Annotated in this window: 20 protein-coding genes; 8 read left to right on the top strand and 12 right to left on the bottom strand. The window is 64.0% G+C overall.

Going from position 1 to position 19,657, the window contains the following annotated elements:
• Positions 1 to 60: 60 nt before the first annotated feature.
• From SR858_RS07210 to SR858_RS07195, 4 genes are all read right to left on the bottom strand, one after another.
• A complete protein-coding gene (locus tag SR858_RS07210; protein WP_026637327.1) occupies positions 61 to 933 on the bottom strand; it encodes a hypothetical protein in 873 nt (290 codons plus the stop codon).
• 93 nt (positions 934 to 1,026) lie between these two features.
• Entirely contained in the window at positions 1,027 to 2,481 is a 1,455-nt protein-coding gene (locus SR858_RS07205) for a Ppx/GppA phosphatase family protein (protein WP_019922071.1), read from the bottom strand.
• A gap of 158 nt (positions 2,482 to 2,639) precedes the next feature.
• Positions 2,640 to 3,821, bottom strand: coding sequence for a GGDEF domain-containing protein (locus SR858_RS07200; RefSeq protein WP_019922070.1), 1,182 nt, complete (start codon positions 3,819 to 3,821; stop codon positions 2,640 to 2,642).
• A gap of 13 nt (positions 3,822 to 3,834) precedes the next feature.
• A complete protein-coding gene (locus tag SR858_RS07195; protein WP_019922069.1) occupies positions 3,835 to 4,110 on the bottom strand; it encodes a hypothetical protein in 276 nt (91 codons plus the stop codon).
• 218 nt (positions 4,111 to 4,328) lie between these two features.
• On the opposite strand from SR858_RS07195, the gene SR858_RS07190 reads away from it, so the two are divergent.
• Complete coding sequence (locus SR858_RS07190; RefSeq protein WP_322534512.1) at positions 4,329 to 5,009, top strand: spermine/spermidine synthase domain-containing protein; 681 nt, start codon at positions 4,329 to 4,331, stop codon at positions 5,007 to 5,009.
• Between the two features lie 86 nt (positions 5,010 to 5,095).
• Here the strand turns inward: SR858_RS07190 and SR858_RS07185 are convergent, their stop codons facing one another.
• Positions 5,096 to 6,151, bottom strand: a complete 1,056-nt coding sequence (locus SR858_RS07185; protein WP_019922067.1) for a LacI family DNA-binding transcriptional regulator — start codon at positions 6,149 to 6,151, stop codon at positions 5,096 to 5,098.
• A 150-nt stretch (positions 6,152 to 6,301) separates the two neighbouring features.
• On the opposite strand from SR858_RS07185, the gene gudD reads away from it, so the two are divergent.
• The 3 genes from gudD (at position 6,302) to cysC (ending at position 9,707) form a co-directional block, all read left to right on the top strand.
• Positions 6,302 to 7,645 (top strand): glucarate dehydratase, encoded by a 1,344-nt coding sequence (gene gudD / locus SR858_RS07180; RefSeq protein ID WP_019922066.1) that lies wholly within the window; start codon positions 6,302 to 6,304, stop codon positions 7,643 to 7,645.
• Between the two features lie 35 nt (positions 7,646 to 7,680).
• Positions 7,681 to 8,982, top strand: a complete 1,302-nt coding sequence (locus SR858_RS07175; protein ID WP_019922065.1) for an MFS transporter — start codon at positions 7,681 to 7,683, stop codon at positions 8,980 to 8,982.
• A gap of 158 nt (positions 8,983 to 9,140) precedes the next feature.
• The gene (cysC, locus tag SR858_RS07170; protein WP_084669975.1) at positions 9,141 to 9,707 is read left to right on the top strand and encodes an adenylyl-sulfate kinase; all 567 of its coding nucleotides are present in this window, start codon (positions 9,141 to 9,143) and stop codon (positions 9,705 to 9,707) included.
• Here the strand turns inward: cysC and SR858_RS07165 are convergent.
• The 3 genes from SR858_RS07165 to SR858_RS07155 all read right to left on the bottom strand — a co-directional run bounded on the left by SR858_RS07165 (position 9,697) and on the right by SR858_RS07155 (position 11,413).
• The gene (locus tag SR858_RS07165; RefSeq protein ID WP_019922063.1) at positions 9,697 to 10,125 is read right to left on the bottom strand and encodes a VOC family protein; all 429 of its coding nucleotides are present in this window, start codon (positions 10,123 to 10,125) and stop codon (positions 9,697 to 9,699) included. The genes cysC and SR858_RS07165 overlap by 11 nt on opposite strands.
• A gap of 36 nt (positions 10,126 to 10,161) precedes the next feature.
• Entirely contained in the window at positions 10,162 to 10,785 is a 624-nt protein-coding gene (locus SR858_RS07160) for a DUF6624 domain-containing protein (protein ID WP_154819865.1), read from the bottom strand.
• A gap of 148 nt (positions 10,786 to 10,933) precedes the next feature.
• Complete coding sequence (locus tag SR858_RS07155; protein ID WP_019922061.1) at positions 10,934 to 11,413, bottom strand: acyl-CoA thioesterase; 480 nt, start codon at positions 11,411 to 11,413, stop codon at positions 10,934 to 10,936.
• A gap of 118 nt (positions 11,414 to 11,531) precedes the next feature.
• Here SR858_RS07155 and SR858_RS07150 point away from each other — a divergent pair, with 118 nt between their 5' ends.
• The 3 genes from SR858_RS07150 to SR858_RS07140 are packed head-to-tail and all read left to right on the top strand — an operon-like array spanning position 11,532 to position 14,863.
• Positions 11,532 to 12,854, top strand: coding sequence for a M16 family metallopeptidase (locus SR858_RS07150; protein ID WP_019922060.1), 1,323 nt, complete (start codon positions 11,532 to 11,534; stop codon positions 12,852 to 12,854).
• 4 nt (positions 12,855 to 12,858) lie between these two features.
• Positions 12,859 to 14,271 (top strand): M16 family metallopeptidase, encoded by a 1,413-nt coding sequence (locus SR858_RS07145; RefSeq protein WP_040377807.1) that lies wholly within the window; start codon positions 12,859 to 12,861, stop codon positions 14,269 to 14,271.
• A 10-nt stretch (positions 14,272 to 14,281) separates the two neighbouring features.
• On the top strand, positions 14,282 to 14,863 hold the full coding sequence (locus SR858_RS07140; RefSeq protein ID WP_019922058.1) for a hypothetical protein: 582 nt from the start codon (positions 14,282 to 14,284) through the stop codon (positions 14,861 to 14,863).
• 13 nt (positions 14,864 to 14,876) lie between these two features.
• On the opposite strand, the gene SR858_RS07135 is transcribed toward SR858_RS07140, so the two are convergent.
• From SR858_RS07135 to SR858_RS07125, 3 genes are all read right to left on the bottom strand, one after another.
• On the bottom strand, positions 14,877 to 18,296 hold the full coding sequence (locus SR858_RS07135) for a response regulator (RefSeq protein ID WP_019922057.1): 3,420 nt from the start codon (positions 18,294 to 18,296) through the stop codon (positions 14,877 to 14,879).
• Between the two features lie 83 nt (positions 18,297 to 18,379).
• On the bottom strand, positions 18,380 to 18,745 hold the full coding sequence (locus SR858_RS07130) for a hypothetical protein (protein ID WP_019922056.1): 366 nt from the start codon (positions 18,743 to 18,745) through the stop codon (positions 18,380 to 18,382).
• Between the two features lie 98 nt (positions 18,746 to 18,843).
• Positions 18,844 to 18,981, bottom strand: a complete 138-nt coding sequence (locus SR858_RS07125) for a hypothetical protein (RefSeq protein ID WP_019922055.1) — start codon at positions 18,979 to 18,981, stop codon at positions 18,844 to 18,846.
• A gap of 207 nt (positions 18,982 to 19,188) precedes the next feature.
• Between SR858_RS07125 and SR858_RS07120 the strand changes: the two genes are divergently transcribed.
• A complete protein-coding gene (locus tag SR858_RS07120) occupies positions 19,189 to 19,371 on the top strand; it encodes a hypothetical protein (protein WP_019922054.1) in 183 nt (60 codons plus the stop codon).
• Here SR858_RS07120 and SR858_RS07115 read toward each other — a convergent pair.
• Positions 19,368 to 19,535 (bottom strand): hypothetical protein, encoded by a 168-nt coding sequence (locus tag SR858_RS07115; RefSeq protein ID WP_157094835.1) that lies wholly within the window; start codon positions 19,533 to 19,535, stop codon positions 19,368 to 19,370. The genes SR858_RS07120 and SR858_RS07115 overlap by 4 nt on opposite strands.
• Positions 19,536 to 19,657 lie beyond the last annotated feature (122 nt).

Genomic DNA, 19,657 nt, shown 5'->3' with positions numbered 1-19,657 from the left:
GAAAAATGTCATTTCCGTGACATGCACCGATCTGTTGTATTCAGATCAGTGTTTCCTCCATCAGGACTTCTTTGGACGGCCGGTTTTCAGTTGCGGCAGGCTGGCCAGCACTTTTTTCAGGGTGGCCAGATCGATCTGGCTGATCAGTGCCACGCCGATACGCAGCAGTTCGCTTTTCTTGATCTCGATGCCGGCTTTCAGGCAGGTCTTCTTGACCTGGCCGAGCACTGCGTACTCCTGCTCGGGCATGGTGAAGCTGTCGCGCACCAGTTTGTCCTTGCGGGCTTTGTCGGCGCCGGCCTCCACGGCGGCGGTCTTGGCAGCTGGCTTGGTTGCTTGCTTAGTTGCTTGCTTAGTTGCTTGCTTAGTTGCTTGCATGGTTGCTGGCTTCGATGCTTTCACCGCAGGCTTGGCAGCGGCCTTCGGCGCGGCCTTGGCGGTGGCTTTCGTGGCTGGCTTGCCGGCGGCCTTGGCTTCGGGCTTGCTGGCTGGCTTGACGGCAGCCTTCGGCGCGGCCTTGGCGGCTGCTGGTGTAGCGGCTACTGGCTTGGCGGCAGCTTTGGTCACTGGCTTGGCGGCAGCTTTAGTGGCGGCTGCGGCGGCTGGCTTGGCAGCGGCGGCCCTGGTTGCAGCAGGCTTGGCAGCAGCGGCTTTGGCGGCGGCAGGCTTGGCGGCAGCTGCTTTGACAGCGGCTGGCTTGGCGGCAGCAGGCTGGGCCGCAGCGGCCTTGGCGACATCAGTCTTGGCAACTGCCGGCTTGGCAACTGCCGCCTTGGCGGCGACCGGTTTGGCAACCGCAGGCTTCGCGGCGGCTGGCTTGGCAACCGGTGCGGACTCGACTTTCGCTTCGGCGGACTTGGCTGGCACAGCATTCACAGCGGCTTTGCTTGAAGGCGTTTTATCGATCACTTGTTCATCAATAGTTTTATTCATACAGGCTCCAAAATTATCCAACGATATAAACAATATATATCATTTAAAGGAATTTTGCTTGTGCAATCGCAAATGTGCTGGCGTTTTGGGCAATCATCCGGTAGTCCTGATGGTGAAATCCACGCCCACGTCGTCCCAGTGTTCCTGTTCTTTTTCGAGCCAGTACGACAGCGTGGGGTGGTCGGCCACCCACTCGCGCGGGATGTCGAGCTCGACGCGGCTCTTCATGCGCAGCTTGACCAGGCTGAAGTCGATGTCGATGCGCGAGTGCATGAACAGCACCGCCAGCCGGAACGCCACCACCGCCTTGGCGATATCGACTTCCTCGATCATCTCCGACACCTTGCGCAAGTTGCCCTTGTGCGCCACCACCAGCCGGCTCATGAGCTTTTGCTCACGCGTGGTAAATCCCGGCAGATCGGCATTTTCGATCATGTAGCATGCGTGCTTGTGGTAGCCGGTGTGCGACACCACCAGTCCTACCTCGTGCAGCAGCGCGCTCCAGTACAGGTGGCGCGTATAGACCTCGCACGACGGCTTGGTTTGCGCGTACAGCGCCAGCGCGTCGTCGGCTACCCGGTTGGCGCGGCGCTGATCGACGTGGAATTTTTCCACGCACGCCTGCACCGACTGCTCGCGGCGATCGCGCTTGGTCGAGCGCAGGTGCAAATCCCACATCACGCCCATGCGCAGGCCCGCCTCGATCGGCTGCACCACCGGGATGCCGAGCTCGCGCACCAGGCCGATCAAGATCGCCAGGCCGCCGATGATGGTGCTGGCGCGGTCGGGCCGCAGGCCGGGCATATCGATCTTGCTCACGTGGCCGAATTCGATGAAGCGCTGCTTGAGCGCGGACAGCGTCTCGGCATTGACCTCCTTGCCGATGCCGTTCTTGACGATGATGTCGGCAATCGTGCGCGCGGTGCCGGACGAGCCGTAGCACTGCTTCCAGAACTGCGGCCGGTACGGCGGCGCGGCATCCTCGAAATGGCTGCGCGCCGACAGGATGGCCGCCTCGAACGACGGCCCGTCCACCCGGCCGCCCACGAAGAACGACAGGCTTTGCTTGACGGTGCCCACGCTGAACGATTCGACCCGCTCGATTTCCTGGCCGCGCCCCAGTATCAACTCGGTGGAGCCGCCGCCGATGTCGATCACCAGGCGCCGCTCGCCGGGCACCGCCACGGCGCTGGCCACGCCCATGTAGATCAGGCGCCCCTCCTCTTCGCCGGAGATGATCTCGATCGGATAGCCGATGGCCTGCTCGGCCTCGGGCAGGAAAACGGCCGAATTGCGCGCCACCCGCATGGCCGACGTGGCGACGACGCGCACCGCGTCGAGCTTGTAGCTGGCCAGCACCTCGCGGAAATTGCGCAGGCACGCCAGCGCGGTCTGCATGGCGGCCGGGGTGAGGTTGCCCTTGTCGTCGAGGCCGGCAGCCAGGCGGATCGGTTCGCGCACGCTCTTGAGCACGCGGATCGCATCGCCATCGTGTTTGCCGATGTGGAGGCGGAAGCTGTTGGAACCCAGGTCTACTGCTGCATACATAATATGAACCCATGCCCGCCCGGCGCGCGCCGGCGGAAAAAAATTTAACTAAACGATTTAGATGATTTTAAAAATGCTATCACGATATGCCGTACTTGTGACGGCATGATGACAATCGAGTCCGCCATGCGGGATAAATTGGCCAGGTGCTCCGGCACTCAGGCGTCGAGCGTGGCGGCGCGATCGGCGGCAGCCTGCGCGGCCACCCGGTTGCCGCCGGCCGCCCTGGCCAGTTGCCGCGCCAGGTCGGCGCGCTGGAACAGGCCCACGGTGGTGTCGTCGGCGCGCATTGTGGTGGCGCCCAGGCTGGCGGTGAGGTTGATGATGGCTTTTTCGGCCTTGACCGGTTGCACGGCCAGTGCGCCGCGTACGCGTTCGGCCACCAGCAGCGCATCATCGAGCGCGGTGCGCGGCAGCAGGATGGCGAATTCGCCGCCGCCCAGGTGGCCCAGGGTGTCGCTGTCACGCAGCTGCCGCTTGCAGGCGTGGGCCATGGCGACCAGCACCTGGTCGCCGGCCAGGTGTCCATAATGGTCATTGACGCGCTTGAAATCGTCGAGATCGATGATCACCAGCGCGGTAGGCTGACCGGGCCGGCGCGCCAGCGCCAGCCACGGCGCCAGCGCCTGGTGGAAGCCGCGCCGGTTCAGGGCGGACGTCAAAGGATCGATCACTTCCAGCCGTTCCAGCTCGTTTTGCAGGCGCTGGCGCACCAGCAGCAGGTAGCCGAAGCCGTTGCCCAGCATGACCAGGTAAAGGGCGACCAGGCCCATGCCCTGCACCAGCTCCGGGCTCACCCAGGACCAGCCATTGGGCAGGAGCAGCACCAGCAGGCCGCGCGCGACGACTGCCAGCGCCAGCACCACCGTGCTGGCCACCAGGTAGCGGCGCAGCAGCGTGCCCGCCGACCAGCCCCGGCCCAGCGCGCCGGCGCCGGCAGCGACAAAGAAGCCGATGGCCAGCGAAGAAATCGCCTGCCGCTCGGGCGGCGTGCGTTGCAACAGCCAGGCGCCGACAAAGGCCGCCACCGCGATCAGCAGCACGGGCAGCAGGTAGCGGCGCCAGATGCGCCGGCCGGCCTGATCCCACAGCGCCGCCGCGTCCAGCGCAAAGCCGGCCAGCAGCAGGGTATTGGCAAAGGGTATGGTCAGGAAATCGGGGAGCGTGCCGCGCAGGTACACCAGGCCCCAGGCCAGTGCCTGCAGTTGCCGGGCGCGCGCCCACGTGGCATTGCCGCGCGCCGCATTAGCGGCGCCGGCTGGCTGCTCGAAAAAGAACAGCGCCACGCACAGGCTGAGGTTGCCCAGCGCCAGCGCCAGGACCAGCGTCTTGATATCCATGACCGGGGGCGACTCAGACCTCGTGTTCGACGTTGGTGGTGCCGTCGCCCATCTTGCTGGCCCAGGCCCTGGAGAACAGTTCTTTTTCGTCCTCGTTGGGGCTGTCGTGCCAGAACACGATCAGCGTGCCCTTGTGATCGTGCAGCTGGCTGACTTTTTCAATGAAGCTCTGGTGGCCCGACAGGTCGGCCAGCGCCACCACGTAACCGTACACGCGGGTCAGGCGCTCGATACGGTCGGGTTCAGTAATACTGTTGGTGGCGGTCAGCGTGGGGTGATCTAAAAACATCGTGGTTCTCCGGTTTTGCGTATGGTCCGCCCGTGGCGGTGCCCCGCCAATTTACCTAGAAATTTTCCTTCTGTAAATGAAAGTGACGGCCGCATGCTACTATAAATCGACATCCCGGATTTTTCAGACACTTGACGCCACCCGATCCCCATCCCCAGGTCCACACCCGTGGCAATCGCCGCCTGCTGGAATTTCGCCCAGGCATGGTGCAAAGCGAGATGAAGCTATCGCATCCCGACGACCTGGTACTCGCCTACTGCCGCGCCATGATGTGTTTTACCCTGTTCCAGCCGCAGCCGGCGCACATCGTGATGGTGGGCCTGGGCGGCGGTTCGCTGGTCAAGTTCTGCTACCGCTACCTGCCGCGCGCGCGCATCACCGTGCTGGAATTGCGGGCCGACGTGATCGCCCTGCGCGAGCAGTTCGCCATCCCGCCCGATGACGACCGGCTGCGCATCGTCCATGCCGACGCTGCCAGCTACATGCGCCAGCTGCGCGGCAGCGCCGACGTGCTGCTGGTGGACGGTTTCGACGAACACGGCCTGCCGGCGCCGCTGGGCAGTGCCGCCTTTTACGCCGACTGCCGCCGCGCGCTGCGCCCCGGCGGCGTGCTGGTGGCCAATGTTTTCAGTTACGACCCGTCGTACGGCATCATGCTGCGGCGCCTGCGGCATGCGTTCGGCGGCAGGATCTGCACCTTGCGCGGGGTGGCGGGCAATAACCGGATCTGGTTTGCGGTGCCGGGCGCGCAGCCGTCGCCTGCGCTGGCGATGCAGCGCCGGTTGGCGGGGCGAATCTCGCCACCGTGGCTTAACCGCTTTTGGGCCAGCTGGATAGTCTGGAAACTGCGCAGGGCCTCGATCCGTCAATATGGCGCAGGTGGCAATCCAGCGGCGTAGTGCTGCTGTCGAGGACGGGCGAGACAACGGGGGCAAACCTGGATTCCCGCCTACGCGGCGGTCCGCGATGCGCAGTGACGGCTCGGTCAGGTACTGGCCCGGTGTATCAACTCGAAGCCGGTATCGATCACGCGCGGGCGCACCTGGTTGCCGCCATCGAGCCGGTCCAGCAGCAGTTGCGCCGCCACGGTGCCGATGTTGCGGCCATCGACGTGGATGGTCGAGAGCGGCGGATACGTGTGGGCTGCGAAATTCAGATCGCCAAAACCGATCACGGCCACCTGCCCCGGCACGTCCAGTCCCCTGCTGACGGCCTCGGTCAGCACGCCGTGCGCCAGCGTATCGGAGCTGCACACGACGGCGTCGAGCTCGGGCGCTTGCGCCAGCAGTTGCGCCAGTCCCTCGCGACCCAGTTGCAAGGTGGTGGGCAGCGGCATCAGTTGCACCGCCGCCACCGCCACGCCGTGGCGCGCCAGTTCCGCCTGCAGCCCCTGGTTGCGGCGCGCGCCGCGCGGGTCGTTGACGGCCAAAATCGCAATGCGGCGGTAGCCGCGTTTCAATAAATGGCGCGCCGTGGCCTGTCCCACTTCTTCGTGTGAAAAGCCCACCACCATGTCGATCGGCGACGACGCCATGTCCCACGCCTCCACCACCGGCACGCCGGACAGCTCCAGCCGCCGCCGCGTGTTGTCGGTATGCAGCGTGCCGGTGACGATGATGCCGTCCGGGCGACGGCTGAGGATGGTTTCGACCAGCACTTCCTCGCGCCACGGCTCGTAGCGTGACAAGCCCAGCAGCAACTGGTAACCGGCTTGCGTGAGGGTATCGGTCACCGCTTCCACCATTTCGGCAAAGATCGGCGTGGCGATGCTGGGGATCACCAGCGACACCAGCTTGCTGCGGTTGGATGCCAGTGCACCGGCCATCATGTTTTTCACGTAGCCGGTCTGCTGCACCGCCTGCTGCACCCGCGCCAGCGTGTTCGGCCGCACCAGCTGCGGCTGGTTAAGCGCGCGCGATACCGTGATCGGCGACACGCCGGCCACCTTGGCCACATCGGCCAGCGTGGCGCCGCTGACCGGAATGTCGGCGTTGGCGGTGCGCAGGACGCGCAACTCGGATTGGTCGTTTTTGATGGTCATGGGCCCGATTATATAGCAACACATCATTTTCTATCATTTGCTTCAATCATAAAAATGCGTAAATCTCGCAAATTTAGATTGATATTTGCAAATGACATCGCTACCATTGAATGACAGCGCAATCATTTCAAGAACAACCAAGGATTCATGATGACCAGCCAGACCCACAACGACACGCCTACCATCACTGCCATGCGCGTGGTCCCGGTTGCCGGACGCGACAGCATGCTGCTCAACCTCAGCGGCGCTCACGGCCCCTACTTCACCCGCAACATCGTCATCCTCACCGACAGCGCCGGCCACACCGGCGTCGGTGAGGTCCCAGGCGGCGAAGCGATCCGCCAGACCCTGGAAGACGCCCGGGAACTCGTCATCGGCCACGGCATCGGCAACTACAAGGCCATCCTCAACGCTGCCCGCATGGCGTTTTCCGGCCGCGATGCCGGTGGTCGCGGCCTGCAAACGTTCGACCTGCGCATCGCCATCCACGCCATCACGGCGCTCGAAGCCGCGCTGCTCGACCTGCTGGGTCAGCACCTGGGCGTGCCGGTGGCCGCCCTGCTCGGCGACGGCCAGCAGCGCACCGAGGTGGAAATGCTCGGCTACCTGTTCTACATTGGCGACCGCAACGACACCGACCTGCCCTACGCGGCCGATCCCGACAACCAAGACGCCTGGCTGCGCCTGCGCCATCAAAAAGCCCTGACACCGGAAGCGGTGGTGCGCCTGGCCGAAGCGGCGTACGACCGCTACGGCTTCCAGGACTTCAAGCTCAAGGGCGGCGTGCTGCGCGGCGAGGACGAGATCGCGGCCGTCACCGCGCTGCACGAACGCTTCCCGCAGGCGCGCATCACGCTCGACCCCAACGGCGGCTGGCTGCTCAAGGACGCGATCCGCCTGTGCCGCGACCAGCACGACGTGTTGGCCTACGCCGAAGATCCGTGCGGCGCCGAGAACGGTTTCTCCGGCCGCGAAGTGATGGCCGAATTCCGCCGCGCCACCGGCCTGCTCACCGCCACCAATATGGTTGCCACCGACTGGCGCGAGATGCAGCACGCGATCTCGCTGCAATCGGTGGACATTCCGCTGGCCGACCCGCACTTCTGGACCATGCAGGGCTCGGTACGGGTGGCGCAGATGTGCCATGAATGGGGCCTGACCTGGGGTTCGCATTCGAACAACCACTTCGATATCTCGCTGGCGATGTTCACCCACGTGGCCGCCGCAGCACCGGGCAAGATCACCGCCATCGACACCCACTGGATCTGGCAGGACGGCCAGCACCTGACCCGCAACCCGTTCCAGATCGAAGGCGGCAAGGTGCAAGTGCCCACCACCCCGGGCCTGGGCGTGGAACTCGACCTCGATGCGCTGGAAGCGGGCCACCAGCTGTACCTGAACATGGGCCTGGGCGCCCGCGACGACGGCGTCGCCATGCAGTACCTGATTCCAGGCTGGAAATTCGATAACAAAAAGCCCTGCCTGGTGCGCTGATCATCCGATTCATGCAAGTTTGAGGAGACTGCAACATGAGTACAGTTTTACCCACCGCCGCCGGCGCGCCATCGAGCGTGCTGGCCAGCGCGGTCAGCAAGATCAAGTGGCGCATCCTGCCCTTGTTCGTGGTGATGTTCATCGCCAACTACATCGACCGCGTCAACATCGGCTTTGTCCGTACCCACCTGGAGGCGGACCTGGGCATCGGCGCGGCCGCGTTCGGCTTCGGCGCCGGGGTTTTCTTCCTCGCCTACGCGCTGTTCGAGGTGCCGTCGAATATCCTGCAACAGCGCTTCGGCGCCAAGGCGTGGCTCACCCGCATCATGGCCACCTGGGGCATCGTCGCCACCGGCATGGCGTTCGTTCAAGGGGAGACGTCGTTTTACGTGATGCGCTTCCTGCTTGGCGTGGCCGAGGCTGGCTTCTTCCCGGGCGTGGTCTATTACTTCACCCAGTGGCTGCCAAATGCCGAGCGCGGCAAGGCGATGGCGATTTTCCTCAGCGGTTCGGCGTTGGCGTCGGTGGTGTCCGGTCCATTGTCGGGCGCGCTGCTGCAAATCGAAGGCGGCGGCCTGCACGGCTGGCAATGGATGTTCATCATCGAAGGCGTGGCGTCGATATTGCTGTGCTTTGTGGTGTGGTTCTGCCTGGACTCCAAGCCGAGCGACGCCAAGTGGCTCACCGACGCCGAGCGTCACGAGCTGGTCACCGTGATCGCGGCCGAACAGAAGGAGCGGGAGAAATCGAAACCGGGTCACGTCAGCATGTTCTCGCTGCTGCGCGACAGCCGCATCGCGCTGTTCTGCTTTATCTATTTTGCCATCCAGCTGACGATTTATGGCGCCACCTTCTGGCTGCCGAGCATCATCAAGAAGATGGGCCATTACACCGACTTCCAGATCGGCCTGTTCAACTCGATTCCGTGGATTATCTCGATCGCGGCCATGTATATGTTTGCCTCGCTGGCCGCCCGCTTCAAGCACCAGCAGATGTGGGTGGCGATAGCCCTGGTGATCGCGGCGACCGGCATGTTCATGTCCACCGTGGGTGGCCCGGTGTTCGCGTTCGTGGCGATCTGCTTTGCCGGCATCGGCTTCAAGGCGGCATCCGCGCTGTTCTGGCCGATTCCGCAAGCATACCTGGACGCCCGCATCGCTGCGGCCGTGATCGCGCTGATCAACTCGCTGGGCAACCTGGGCGGCTTCGTGGCGCCGACCACCTTCGGCTACCTCGAGCAGAAGACCGGTTCGATCCAGGGCGGCCTGTATGGGCTGGCGGCGGCGTCGCTGGTCGCCGCGGCCCTGGTGTTCCTGACGCGGGGGCCCAAGAAGTAAGGGCTGGAGGGCGCGCTCGCTGCCGCCGGTGTGCTTCTGCACACTCGGCGGCATTTATTTTCAGCCACCGTATTTGGGCCGCTATAATTACGGCTGACAATATTTATGGCCGAGTCCTGGCTTCGATCCATGCGCACTATCCTGCCAGCGGCCCAGCGATGAACGACCACCGGGCGACAACAACAGGGCCAGCCCGCCAGCGCGGCTTCACGGTCTGGCTCACGGGCCTCAGTGGCGCCGGCAAATCGACGGTGGCGTTTGCGCTCGAAGCGCAACTGGCCGCTGCCGGCCATCACGTCACCGTGCTCGACGGCGATGTGCTGCGCTGCCGCCTGAACCGCGACCTCGGCTTCTCCCCGGCCGACCGCCAGGAAAACATCCGCCGCGCGGCGGAAGTGGCGCGACTGATGAACGACGCCGGCCTGATCGTGCTCTGCGCCTTCATCTCGCCGCAACGGGCCGACCGCGCGCTGGCGCGCGACATCATCGGCGCCGAATTGTTCATCGAAACCTGGATCAGCACGCCAGGCGCGGTGTGCGAGCAACGCGACCCCAAGGGTTTATATCAAAAGGCGCGCGCCGGACTGATCGCGGAATTTACCGGCGTCTCGGCGCCGTACGAGGCGCCGCTGCAACCGGCGCTTGCGCTCGACACGTCCGCCATACCGCTTGATCAGTCATGCCGGCTGGTGCTGGCACACTTGGCGCCACGCCTCAAAAAGTGATCTCGACCGATGGTGCGCTGCGCCTGGCGGCGCCGTGGAACACGGCCTCGATGTTGTTGCCGTCGGGGTCGAGCACGAACGCCGCATAATAGCCGGGGTGATACGGCCGTTCGCCCGGGGCGCCGTTGTCGGTGCCGCCATGAGCGAGCGCGGCCCGGTAAAACGCCTCGACGGTGGCGCGGTCGGCAGCCTGGAACGCCAGGTGGTGGCGCCCGGTGAGCACCCCGAGCGCCGCGTCGCTCTCGGCGGTGGAGACGAACAGCTCGTCGGCCCAGAAATAACTGTCGCCCTCGCCGCCAATCGGCACCCCTAGCACCTTCAATACAGCCTCGTAAAATTGCCGGGACGCAGGCAGGTCGCGCACCACCAGTTGCAGGTGGTCGATCAGCCTGCCACGATGTAATTGCTGAGCTTCCATATCGCACTCCTGAAGAACGATGGGGCGACCAGTTTACTACGGTGTCGCGGGCTTGTCGTCCGGTGGTACCGGCACCGTGCGCTTGGTGGCATGGCCAAAGGACATGAGCGGCCCATCGCACTCGAAATGCTTTGCGTACTCGGCCATGGACATTAGCCCCAGTGCGCGGCGGCGCGCATTGACATTGGCCAGATCTTCGATCTCGAATGGCTGCCACGCCCGGGCGTTGACGCAGGTACCCTGGGTACCGTAGCGCTGCGGGTAGTGGGTGCGGTCATACAGGTAGGCATACTCCACGCCGCGTACTTCGCCTTGCGCCACCAGCGGCTCCATCATGGCCAGCACCTGTTGCTGGAACGGCGCATCGCGGCCGGCATGCTGGACCAGTATCCAGGCCGCGCTGGCGCCATCCTGACCGACCATCGACACGGTCGGCCAGCCGTATTGCGCAACGATGGCCTTGATGCGCACCAGGTTGGCGGCATCGACCGCCTCCCATTTCCGCATTTGTTCCAGCGTGGTGGCCTGCCGCACGGCCTGGTCCTGCTCCTTCATCGCTAACAACTCCGCCCGCAAAGCCGGCTGCACCGGCTCAACCGCCCTCGCCGCGCCCGCCAAGGCTGCCAGCACCGCCACCACAACCACCATACGTCGCAACATGACTTTCCTTAAATCGGGGGGGGACAGAGGATCAGCGTCAGTTCAGGGTCAGCGTCAGTTCAGGGTCAGTGCCGACATTTAGACACGAGCCCAACAGCCATAAGGCCCAGTTCGTGTCCAAATGTCGGCACTGACCCCGAAGTGGGGGTTATTTTTTGCGTTCGCCGTGGACTGACTGGCGTGCGTGCTTGCGGCGCAGTGCCTGTTCCCAGCGCTGTTTCTGTTCGTCGGTTTCCAGCACCAGCTTGGGTACCGGCAGCGGCTTGCGGTGTTCGTCCACGGCCACCATGGTGAAGTAACAGCTGTTGGCGTGGCGGACCAGGCGCTTCTGGATGTTTTCGGTCACCACGCGGATGCCCACTTCCATCGACGTGTTACCGGTGTAATTGATCGACGCCAGGAACGTCACCAGCTCGCCCACGTGGATCGGTTGCAAGAACATCACCTGGTCCACCGACAAGGTTACCGTGTAGCTGCCGCAGTAGCGGCTGGCGCAGGCGTAGGCCACGCTGTCGAGGTATTTCAAAATGGTGCCGCCGTGGACGTTGCCGGAGAAATTGGCCATGTCGGGCGTCATCAGCACGGTCATGCTCAACTCGTGAGCGACCCAGGCCATCGGTTTTTCCATCTGCTGCTCCCTGGTTTTTAGTTCCTGTCATGCTATCTGCTAAGCTTGCCATCCGCAAATAATTAACGACAATATTGCCGGATATCGTATGCTTTATGCTTCAATACAAGGAGCGCATATGAAATGGAAAGTCCTGGCCGCCAGCATTCTGCTCGGCATGGCCGCCACCGCGCAGGCCAAGGAAGCGAACCTGGCCGACGAGGTGCAGACCTTCACGCTGGCCAACGGCATGAAGTTCATCGTGCTGGAATCGCACACCATCCCCAACGCCAATATGTACACGTTCTGGAAAGTCGGTTCGCGCAACGAGGCGCCCGGCACCACGGGCCTGTCGCACTTCTTTGAACACATGATGTTCAACGGCTCGAAAAACTTCGGCCCGAAAATGTTCGACCGCACCATGGAAGCCAAGGGCGGCTCCAACAACGCCTACACCAGCAACGACCTGACCGTGTACCAGGACTGGTTCCCGGCCAGCTCGCTCGAGACCATCTTCACGCTCGAGAGCGACCGCATCGCCCACCTGAACATCGATCCAAAAATGGTCGCCAGTGAACGCGGCGTGGTGCTGTCCGAACGCAGCACCGGCCTGGAAAACTCGAATATCCGCGCCCTGCACCAGGCCGTCAATGGCGTGGCCTTCTCGGCCCACCCGTATTCCTGGCCCGTGATCGGCCACGAGTCCGACATCAAGGCATGGACCCAGCAAGACCTCGAACACTACTTCAAAACGTACTACGCACCGAATAACGCGGTGGCGGTGATCGTCGGCGACGTCAAGGCCGAGGAAGTGAAGAAGCTGGCCACGCGCTACTTCGGCAAGATTCCGAAAGGCGCGCCGCCGCCGGCCGTGCGCACGGTGGAGCCGCCACAAACCGGCGAGCGCCGCATTTTCGTGACCAAGGAATCGGCGACGTCGCCCAACCTCGCGGTCGCCTTCAAAATCCCGGCGGCCAACAGCCCCGACTACTACGCGCTGGAAGTGCTGCAAAGCATACTGGCCGACGGCAAGACCTCGCGTCTGTACAAGGCGCTGGTCGAGCAGCAACTGGCCACGCAAGTGTCGGCCAGTGCCGCCGAGGGTTTCGATCCCGGCCTGCTGTACGTGTTTGCCGTGGCGGCCGCCAAGGTCGATCCGGCCACGCTGGAAAAAGCGGTGCTGGCCGAGCTCGATAAAGTGGTCAAGGACGGCGTCACCGCCGAGGAACTTGACAAGGTGCGCAACCAGAAACTGGTCAACCTGTACCGCGAGCAGGAAACCATCAACGGCAAGGCCCAGCAGCTTGGCAACTACGAGATGTTCTTCGGCGACTACAAGAAAATGTTCGACGCCCCCGCCGCGTACGCCAAGCTGACGCCCGCCGACATCCAGGCCGTGGCCGCCAAATACCAGAAAAAGTCGCAGCGCACCATCGGTGTGCTTGCTGCGAAGGAGGACTGATTACATGACATACACCAAGATAGCTGTTTTGGCAGCAGGCACCGTGCTGGCCGCCGCCACACTGCCGGCCACCGCCACCGCCGCTGAATTCCGCCTGCCCGCGTTCGAAACCGTCAAGCTGCCCAACGGCCTGACCGTGTACTTGATGGAACGCCACGAAGTGCCGCTGATCTCGGTGCGCGCCGTGGTCAAGGCCGGCGCCGTCAACGACGCCGCGCAGCCGGGCCTGTCCAACCTCACCGGCGACGCCCTGCTGCTGGGCACCACGTCCCGCAACAAGAAGGCCATCGACGAGGCGTTCGACTTCCGCGGTGCACGCCTGGCCGGCGGCGCCGGCGCCGAGGCCAGCACGGTGCAAGCCAACTTCGCCCGCAAGGACGCCGCCGCCCTGCTGCCGCTGTTTGCCGAGATCGTCCAGCAGCCGTCGTTCGACGAGGCCGAACTGGCCAAGCTGCGCGACCGCAAGGTGATCGGTCTCAAGCAAGCCAAGGAAGCGCCGCGCAACGTGGTGAACACGTATTACCGCGCCATGCTGTTCGGCAGCGCGCCGTACGGTATTCCCGCCAGCGGCACGGTGGGCAGCGTCAGCGCGCTCAAGCAAGCTGACGTGCGACGCTACTACGGCCAGTTCTACCGTCCGGACAACGCCGCCATCGTGGTGGTGGGCGACTTCCAGAAGGACGAGATGCGCCGCCAGATCGAATCGCTGTTCGGCGCCTGGAAAGCTGCCGGCCCGGCGCCGCAGCAGCAGGACAACGGTAAAGTACAAGCCGACAGGTCGCGCGTGTGGCTGGTGAACAAGCCCGACGCCATCGAGACCACGTTCCTGATCGGCGGCGCCGGCATCGCCCGCAACGACGCCGACTACGTGCCGCTGCAAGTGCTCAACACCATCCTGGGCGGCCGCTTCACGTCGTGGCTCAACGACGAGCTGCGCGTAAACTCCGGCCTGACCTACGGCGCCAACAGCCAGTTCAGCGTGCTGTCGCAAACCGGCACCTTTGCCATCTCGAGTTTCACGGCGTCGGCCAAGACCGGCGATGCGCTGGCCCTGGCGCACAAGACCTACCAGCGCCTGTGGGACAAGGGCATCGACAAGGCCACGCTCGATTCGGCCAAGGCGTACGTGAAAGGCCAGTTCCCGCCGCGCTATGAAACCGGCGAACAGCTGGCCGGGCTGCTCGGCGATATGTACGCGTCCAACGTCGGCCGCGAACAGATCGACAACTTTACGCGCGACGTCGACAGCCTCACGCCCGAGCGCGCCAAGGCACTGGTGAACCAGCACTTCCCGCGCAACAACCTGCAAACGGTGTTGATCGGCAAGGCTGACGACATCCGCGACGTCGCCAAAAAATACGGCGACGTGACGGAACTCGACATCGGCACCGATGGCTTCCAGCCAGCCGCCAAATAGGGAACGGATCATGCCGGCTTTGCGTATCGAGGTCGATGATGTCGTGATGGCGACAGTCAGCACGGCCGGCATGACCATGATCGATGTGCGGCTCGCGAGCCGCCGCACGATGGCGCCGCGCGCCTGCCTCGACGTGGGTGGCGCCACGGCCGCTCCAACCACCATGCTGACCTTCGTCGCGGTACGCGAACTGTCACCGGACCAGCGCGTGACTGTCGCGCTGGTGGCAGACGGCGCCACCGAGCCTGCGGGCAGAACCTTTGCCGAGTTATTTCCGGACGATCCAGACCCCGGGCCGCTCCAGCGGCCGGACCCGGCATGGGCCAGGCAGCAATACGCTGCCCTCCCCGTGCACCACCAGCGCTATGCATATGATGTTGCGACCTCGTCCGGTGCGAACGTCCGGGGCGTCACCCCAGAAGGCATTGAAAGCCTGGTCCTGAGCGTGGTCTGGCACGCCGACGACGGAGCTTACGCCGCCGTCCAGCTCACCAGCCTGGTCGCCTGGCCGACGCTCGAAGATATCGGCACCAGCACGCTGTTGCGGGAAAAGATGGCGTTGGGCGGTAGTATGATGTTTACCGTGGGCTAACTTGTTGCAACAATCAACCGGCGGGTGGCGCAGCAAGTGTCGCTACCAGCGTGGCAATCTCGTCGCCCAATCCTGCGGTTTCCTCCATCACCGGCCCCAGCTCCTCCCACGCGTGCGGCGCGTTCTTCAACGCGCTTTCCGCGGTGCGCGCCAGCGCTTGCAGGCGTTCGGCGCCGATGGTGCCGGCCAGTCCCTTCAGGGTATGCAGCGGCAGCAGTGCGGCCTGCACGTCATGGGTCGGGCGGGCGCTGTCGATTTGCGCGAGCAGCCGCGCGGCTTCCTCGACGAAACCGCGCAAGGCCATCAGGTAAATCGACTTCAGGCCGCCCATGCGCTTGAGCGCGGCTTCGCTGTTGATGCCGGGGGCAGGCAAGCTGCGGTCATGCACCACGGGCGCAGCGCCGATTTCCAACGTCAATGCCGGCGCCGCCTCCATCGGCAACACCGGTGCGCGCCCCACGTGCAGCAGGATCACATCGATCAACTGCGCCAGATCGAACGGTTTGCCCACGTGGTCGGCCATGCCGGCGTTGAGGGCGGCGGTGCGGTCGGCGGCCATGGCGTTGGCGGTCATGGCCACGATCGGCGGCGCTGCCGGACCCAGCTGGCGCAGGATCGCTTGCGTGGTTTGGTAGCCATCCATTTCCGGCATCTGGATGTCCATCAGGATCAGGTCCGGCAACGGCGCCTGGCCGGAGAGCGCCTGAAGCGCCAGCAGACCGGAACTGGCCACCTGCACGCGGGCGCCGTCATTGCTCAGCAACTCGCTGGCCACCTGCTGGTTGGCCGGATTGTCGTCCACCAGCAGCAGCCGCAGTCCCGCCAGGCGGGAACCGGCCGGCATCGGCACGGCCGGGCGGTGCACGCGGTGCTCGAGGCGGGCATCGGCCACGGCGTCGAACAGCATCGACGCCGTCACCGGCTTGACGACAAAGCCGTCAAGCACCGGCGACAGGTCCTGCTGGCGCTGGGCCAGCATTTCGCGGTCATAGGCAGTGACCATCACGATCAGCGGCAACTTGCCGCTGGCGCCCAGCTGGCGGATGCGGCAACTGGTTTCCCAACCGTCGAGCTCTGGCATGCGCCAGTCGATGAACACCACGTCGTAGGCGCTGCCGGCTTCGATCCTGGCGGCGATCATCGCCAGCGCCTGCTCGCCGCCGGCCGCCAGGTCCACCCGCCAGCCGAACGAGGTCGCCATTTCGCCGAGCACCGCGCGCGCGGTGGGATTGTCGTCCACTACCAGGCACGACAGGTGGGCCAGCGCATGGAACGGTACCGGCGCCAGCGCCGCGCCGTCCGCGATTTCGAACTCGAGCATGAAGTCGAACACGCTGCCCTTGCCCACCGTGCTTTGCACGCCCAACTGGCCGCCCATCAGCGCCACCAGGCGCTGGCTGATCGCCAGGCCCAGGCCGGTGCCGCCGTAACGGCGCGCGGTCGATGCCTCGGCTTGTGAGAAGCCGTCGAAAATGCGCTGGCGCTGTTCGTCCGAGATGCCTATGCCGGTATCGCTGATGGCAAAGCACACGGCCAGCCGCGTGCCGCTGCGTGCTGCCAGCCGCGCCGACACCACCACTTCGCCGCGTTCGGTGAATTTGATGGCGTTGCCGGCCAGGTTGAGCAGAATCTGTTGCAGGCGCAGGTCGTCGCCCACGGCTGCCGCCGGCAGCGCCGGGTCGATGCGGAACAACACTTCCACCTGCTTGGCGCCGACGTTGGCCGACAGAATCACCGCCAGGTCGCGCCACAATTTATCGAAACGGAACGGGTGCGGGTCGAGCGCCAGCTTGCCGGCCTCCACCTTGGAAAAATCGAGGATGTCGTTGAGCAGCCCCAACAAGGCGCGGGCAGCGGAGCCGGCCTTGGCCACGTAATCCTGCTGGCGCTCGTTCATGCCGGTTTGCTGCAGCAATTGCAGCATGCCCAGCACGGCGTTCATCGGTGAGCGGATTTCGTGGCTCATATTGGCCACGAACTCGGTCTTGGCGCGGCCGGCCTTGAGCGCCTCCTCCTTCGCCAGCAACAGCGCCTCGTGGGCGGCGCGCGATTCGGTGCGGTCGGTGCTGCTGCCCACCCAGCCCAGCACATTGCCATGGGCATCTTGCTGGGCCAGCGCATGGTGGTCGAACACGCGCCACACGCCGTCGTGGCGGCGCAGGCGGGCATCGCAACGAAACTCGCGTCCGCCTTGCCTGGCGCGCAGCCATTCGGCAGCGAGCGGGGCCATGTCGTCGGGATGGATCACGCGCGACCAGTTACCGTCGCCCATCATTTCCTGTGCCGCAATGCCGCTGAATTCTTGCCAGTGATGACTGAGAAAATCGAGGCGCAGGTCGGCACGCGCGGTCCACACCATTTGCGGCAAGCCTTCGGTCAGCGAGCGCCAGCGCGATTCGGAAGCGGTCAACCGCGCCAGCGACTGTTGCAGCGCGTCTTCGGCCTCCACCAGTTGCTGCACCGATTGCCACTGCTTGCGCAAGCCGACACGCAAGCTCTGCAGCAGCACAGCGGCCAGCAGCAACATCAGCGTTATGAAGATGCCGACGTTGCGAATTTCCTTGTGATACCACGGCGCCAGGAAATCCTTGCTGGCAAGCCCAACGACCACGTACACCGGATAGTTGCCCACCTGCTCCATGCTCAAGGTGCGTTCGAGCTGATCACGCGGGCTGATCACGGTAAACGTACCGCGCCGGCTCTTGCCGTCGAGAATGTCCTGGGTGAGCGGGTTGACCTTGATGATGCTGCCGATCTCCATGCCCTCTACTTGCGGATACCGGTGCAGCACGCGCTTGCGCGCATCGAGCAGCACGATCGAACCGTGCGCGCCGATCTTGAGCGCGGCAAACGATTGGTCCAGCGTCGTGCTGTTGATGGTCACATACGCCGTGCCGCCGAAGCTGCCATCGGGCAAAGTGAGCGGCATCGCCACCGGCAACACCCACTTGCCGGTAATGCGCGATTGCACCGGCAAGCCAAAGCTCAGCTTGCGCTCAAGCCTCGCGCGCTGGAAGAATTCACGGATGCTGATGTCTTGCGGATGGGCGGGATCGACCTCGTCGCCAAAAATCACCCGGCCGCTGGCGTCGGACCCGCGCACCGCCTGCGCCTGCGGCACGCGCTCCTTCAGGCTGCTCAGATAGGTGCTGAACGCCTGGTCGGTGTAGGTGCCGGCTGCGTGCATGGCGCCGAACTCGGCGTTGGCGCGCCGCAGCGCCAGGTCCACCTCGAGGAAATGCGCCTGTAAAAATCCCTCGAGCGTGATGGCCAGGTTGCGCGCGGTTTCATCGGCCGCGGCGTAGTAGCGCAGCCGGCTCTGGTTGAGCACATGGGCCAGGCCGATGACGATGATCATTACCACCACCGCGACGGCGACCACCAGCACGCCGAACAGCTTCCTGAATTTTTGCAGGGTATCGATTCTTTTCACGGGCGGCGCAGTGGTGTGGTGGCAATGCTAGGATACAACAAAAAAAAACGCTCCAGCGGAGCGTTTTTGGTGATACCTGGTCGTTACAGACCCTGTTGTTCGATGTCGGCCAGCGATTCGCGGCCCTTGTCGGAAATCTCGAAGCCGCCTTCGGCGCGCGGCACGATATGGGATTTCTTGCCGAGGAACAGGGCCACGTCGGCGCCGATCGGGCTCGCGCCATCGTCGGCAATGGCGCGCAGCGCCAGGATGCAGCGGCGCAGGAACAAGGTCTGCTCGCCCTTGTCGGTCAGGGAGATACGGCCGTTGCGGGCAACGCTGAACAATTTCAGGCCAGCCAAGCGCTTGGTATTGCGGCCCACGCAGGCGCTGTAGCGCTCGGTCTTGACGCCAGCCTTGATTTCATCGAGCGCGTTGTATTCGTCTTGCGTTAATTTGTCGTTCTTCATTGCCATTTTTTCCATAAGAGACTGCTGCGGCCCTCATGGTACGCGCACCACGGCACGACGGCAAGGCGCGCAGCCCTGCATCGTCCGCGGGCAAGGCACTACAACGCGCGGATCAGCAACCAGACCGCGCCGATGCTGGCAAACGCCGCTACGCACAGCAGTGCCTGTACGCGCTTGGTGCCCAAGGCAACGCTACGACGGCCGAGGTAGATTTTATTGTGCAGGGAATTGCCCATGATGCTCTCCGTTGTGAAAAACGATGATCTGACTAAATTATAGAAACACTTCGATGACAGCAGTGTGACGCACCGAAGAAATATGAAAATATGTAACTCAAGAGCAACAACTGTCACACTTTCTATCATGTTTGCACCATTGCCAGCGCGTGCGCCGGACCGCGGATGAACATGCTAGGCTGTGACGACACATCAACGGGAGACCATATGAATCAAGCATCCAAACCGGGCACCAGCGACCACGATCCCGCGCGCGACGCAGGCCACCTGACCGAGGAGGCCGATATCGGCAGCGGCGAACCTTCGCCAGGCAAGCAGGAGACTGACGAAGCGATCAAGAGCATTCCGCCGTTACCGAAGGACGGTAACGCGGCGCCGTCCCAACCTTAAACCTTCATTGGCGGCTGCTTGGGGGTAGGCTCTTCGATCGGAGGCTCCTCGGGCAGCGGCGTGTTATCGGGCGGTGGGTCTTTTTCCGGTGGTGGCGGCGGCACGTCCGGGTCGGGCGTGATGTGAGCGCGCAGCTCGGCTGGGGTGTTTGACATGGCGGGCATGGTGCTCTCCTCATTGAATACCGCCATTCTCGGCCATGCGGTCCGATTATTTAGTGCGCCACCGCACCCAAGCCCTACCAATTGCTTGCAATACCAGCTGTTGTGTTGCAACGGGTACAATG

The organism is Duganella zoogloeoides (assembly GCF_034479515.1).
GTDB classification, from domain to species: Bacteria; Pseudomonadota; Gammaproteobacteria; order Burkholderiales; family Burkholderiaceae_D; genus Rugamonas; species Rugamonas zoogloeoides.
The sequence above is the reverse complement of the archived record's forward strand: the minus strand, read 5'-3'. Positions and strand labels throughout refer to the sequence as shown.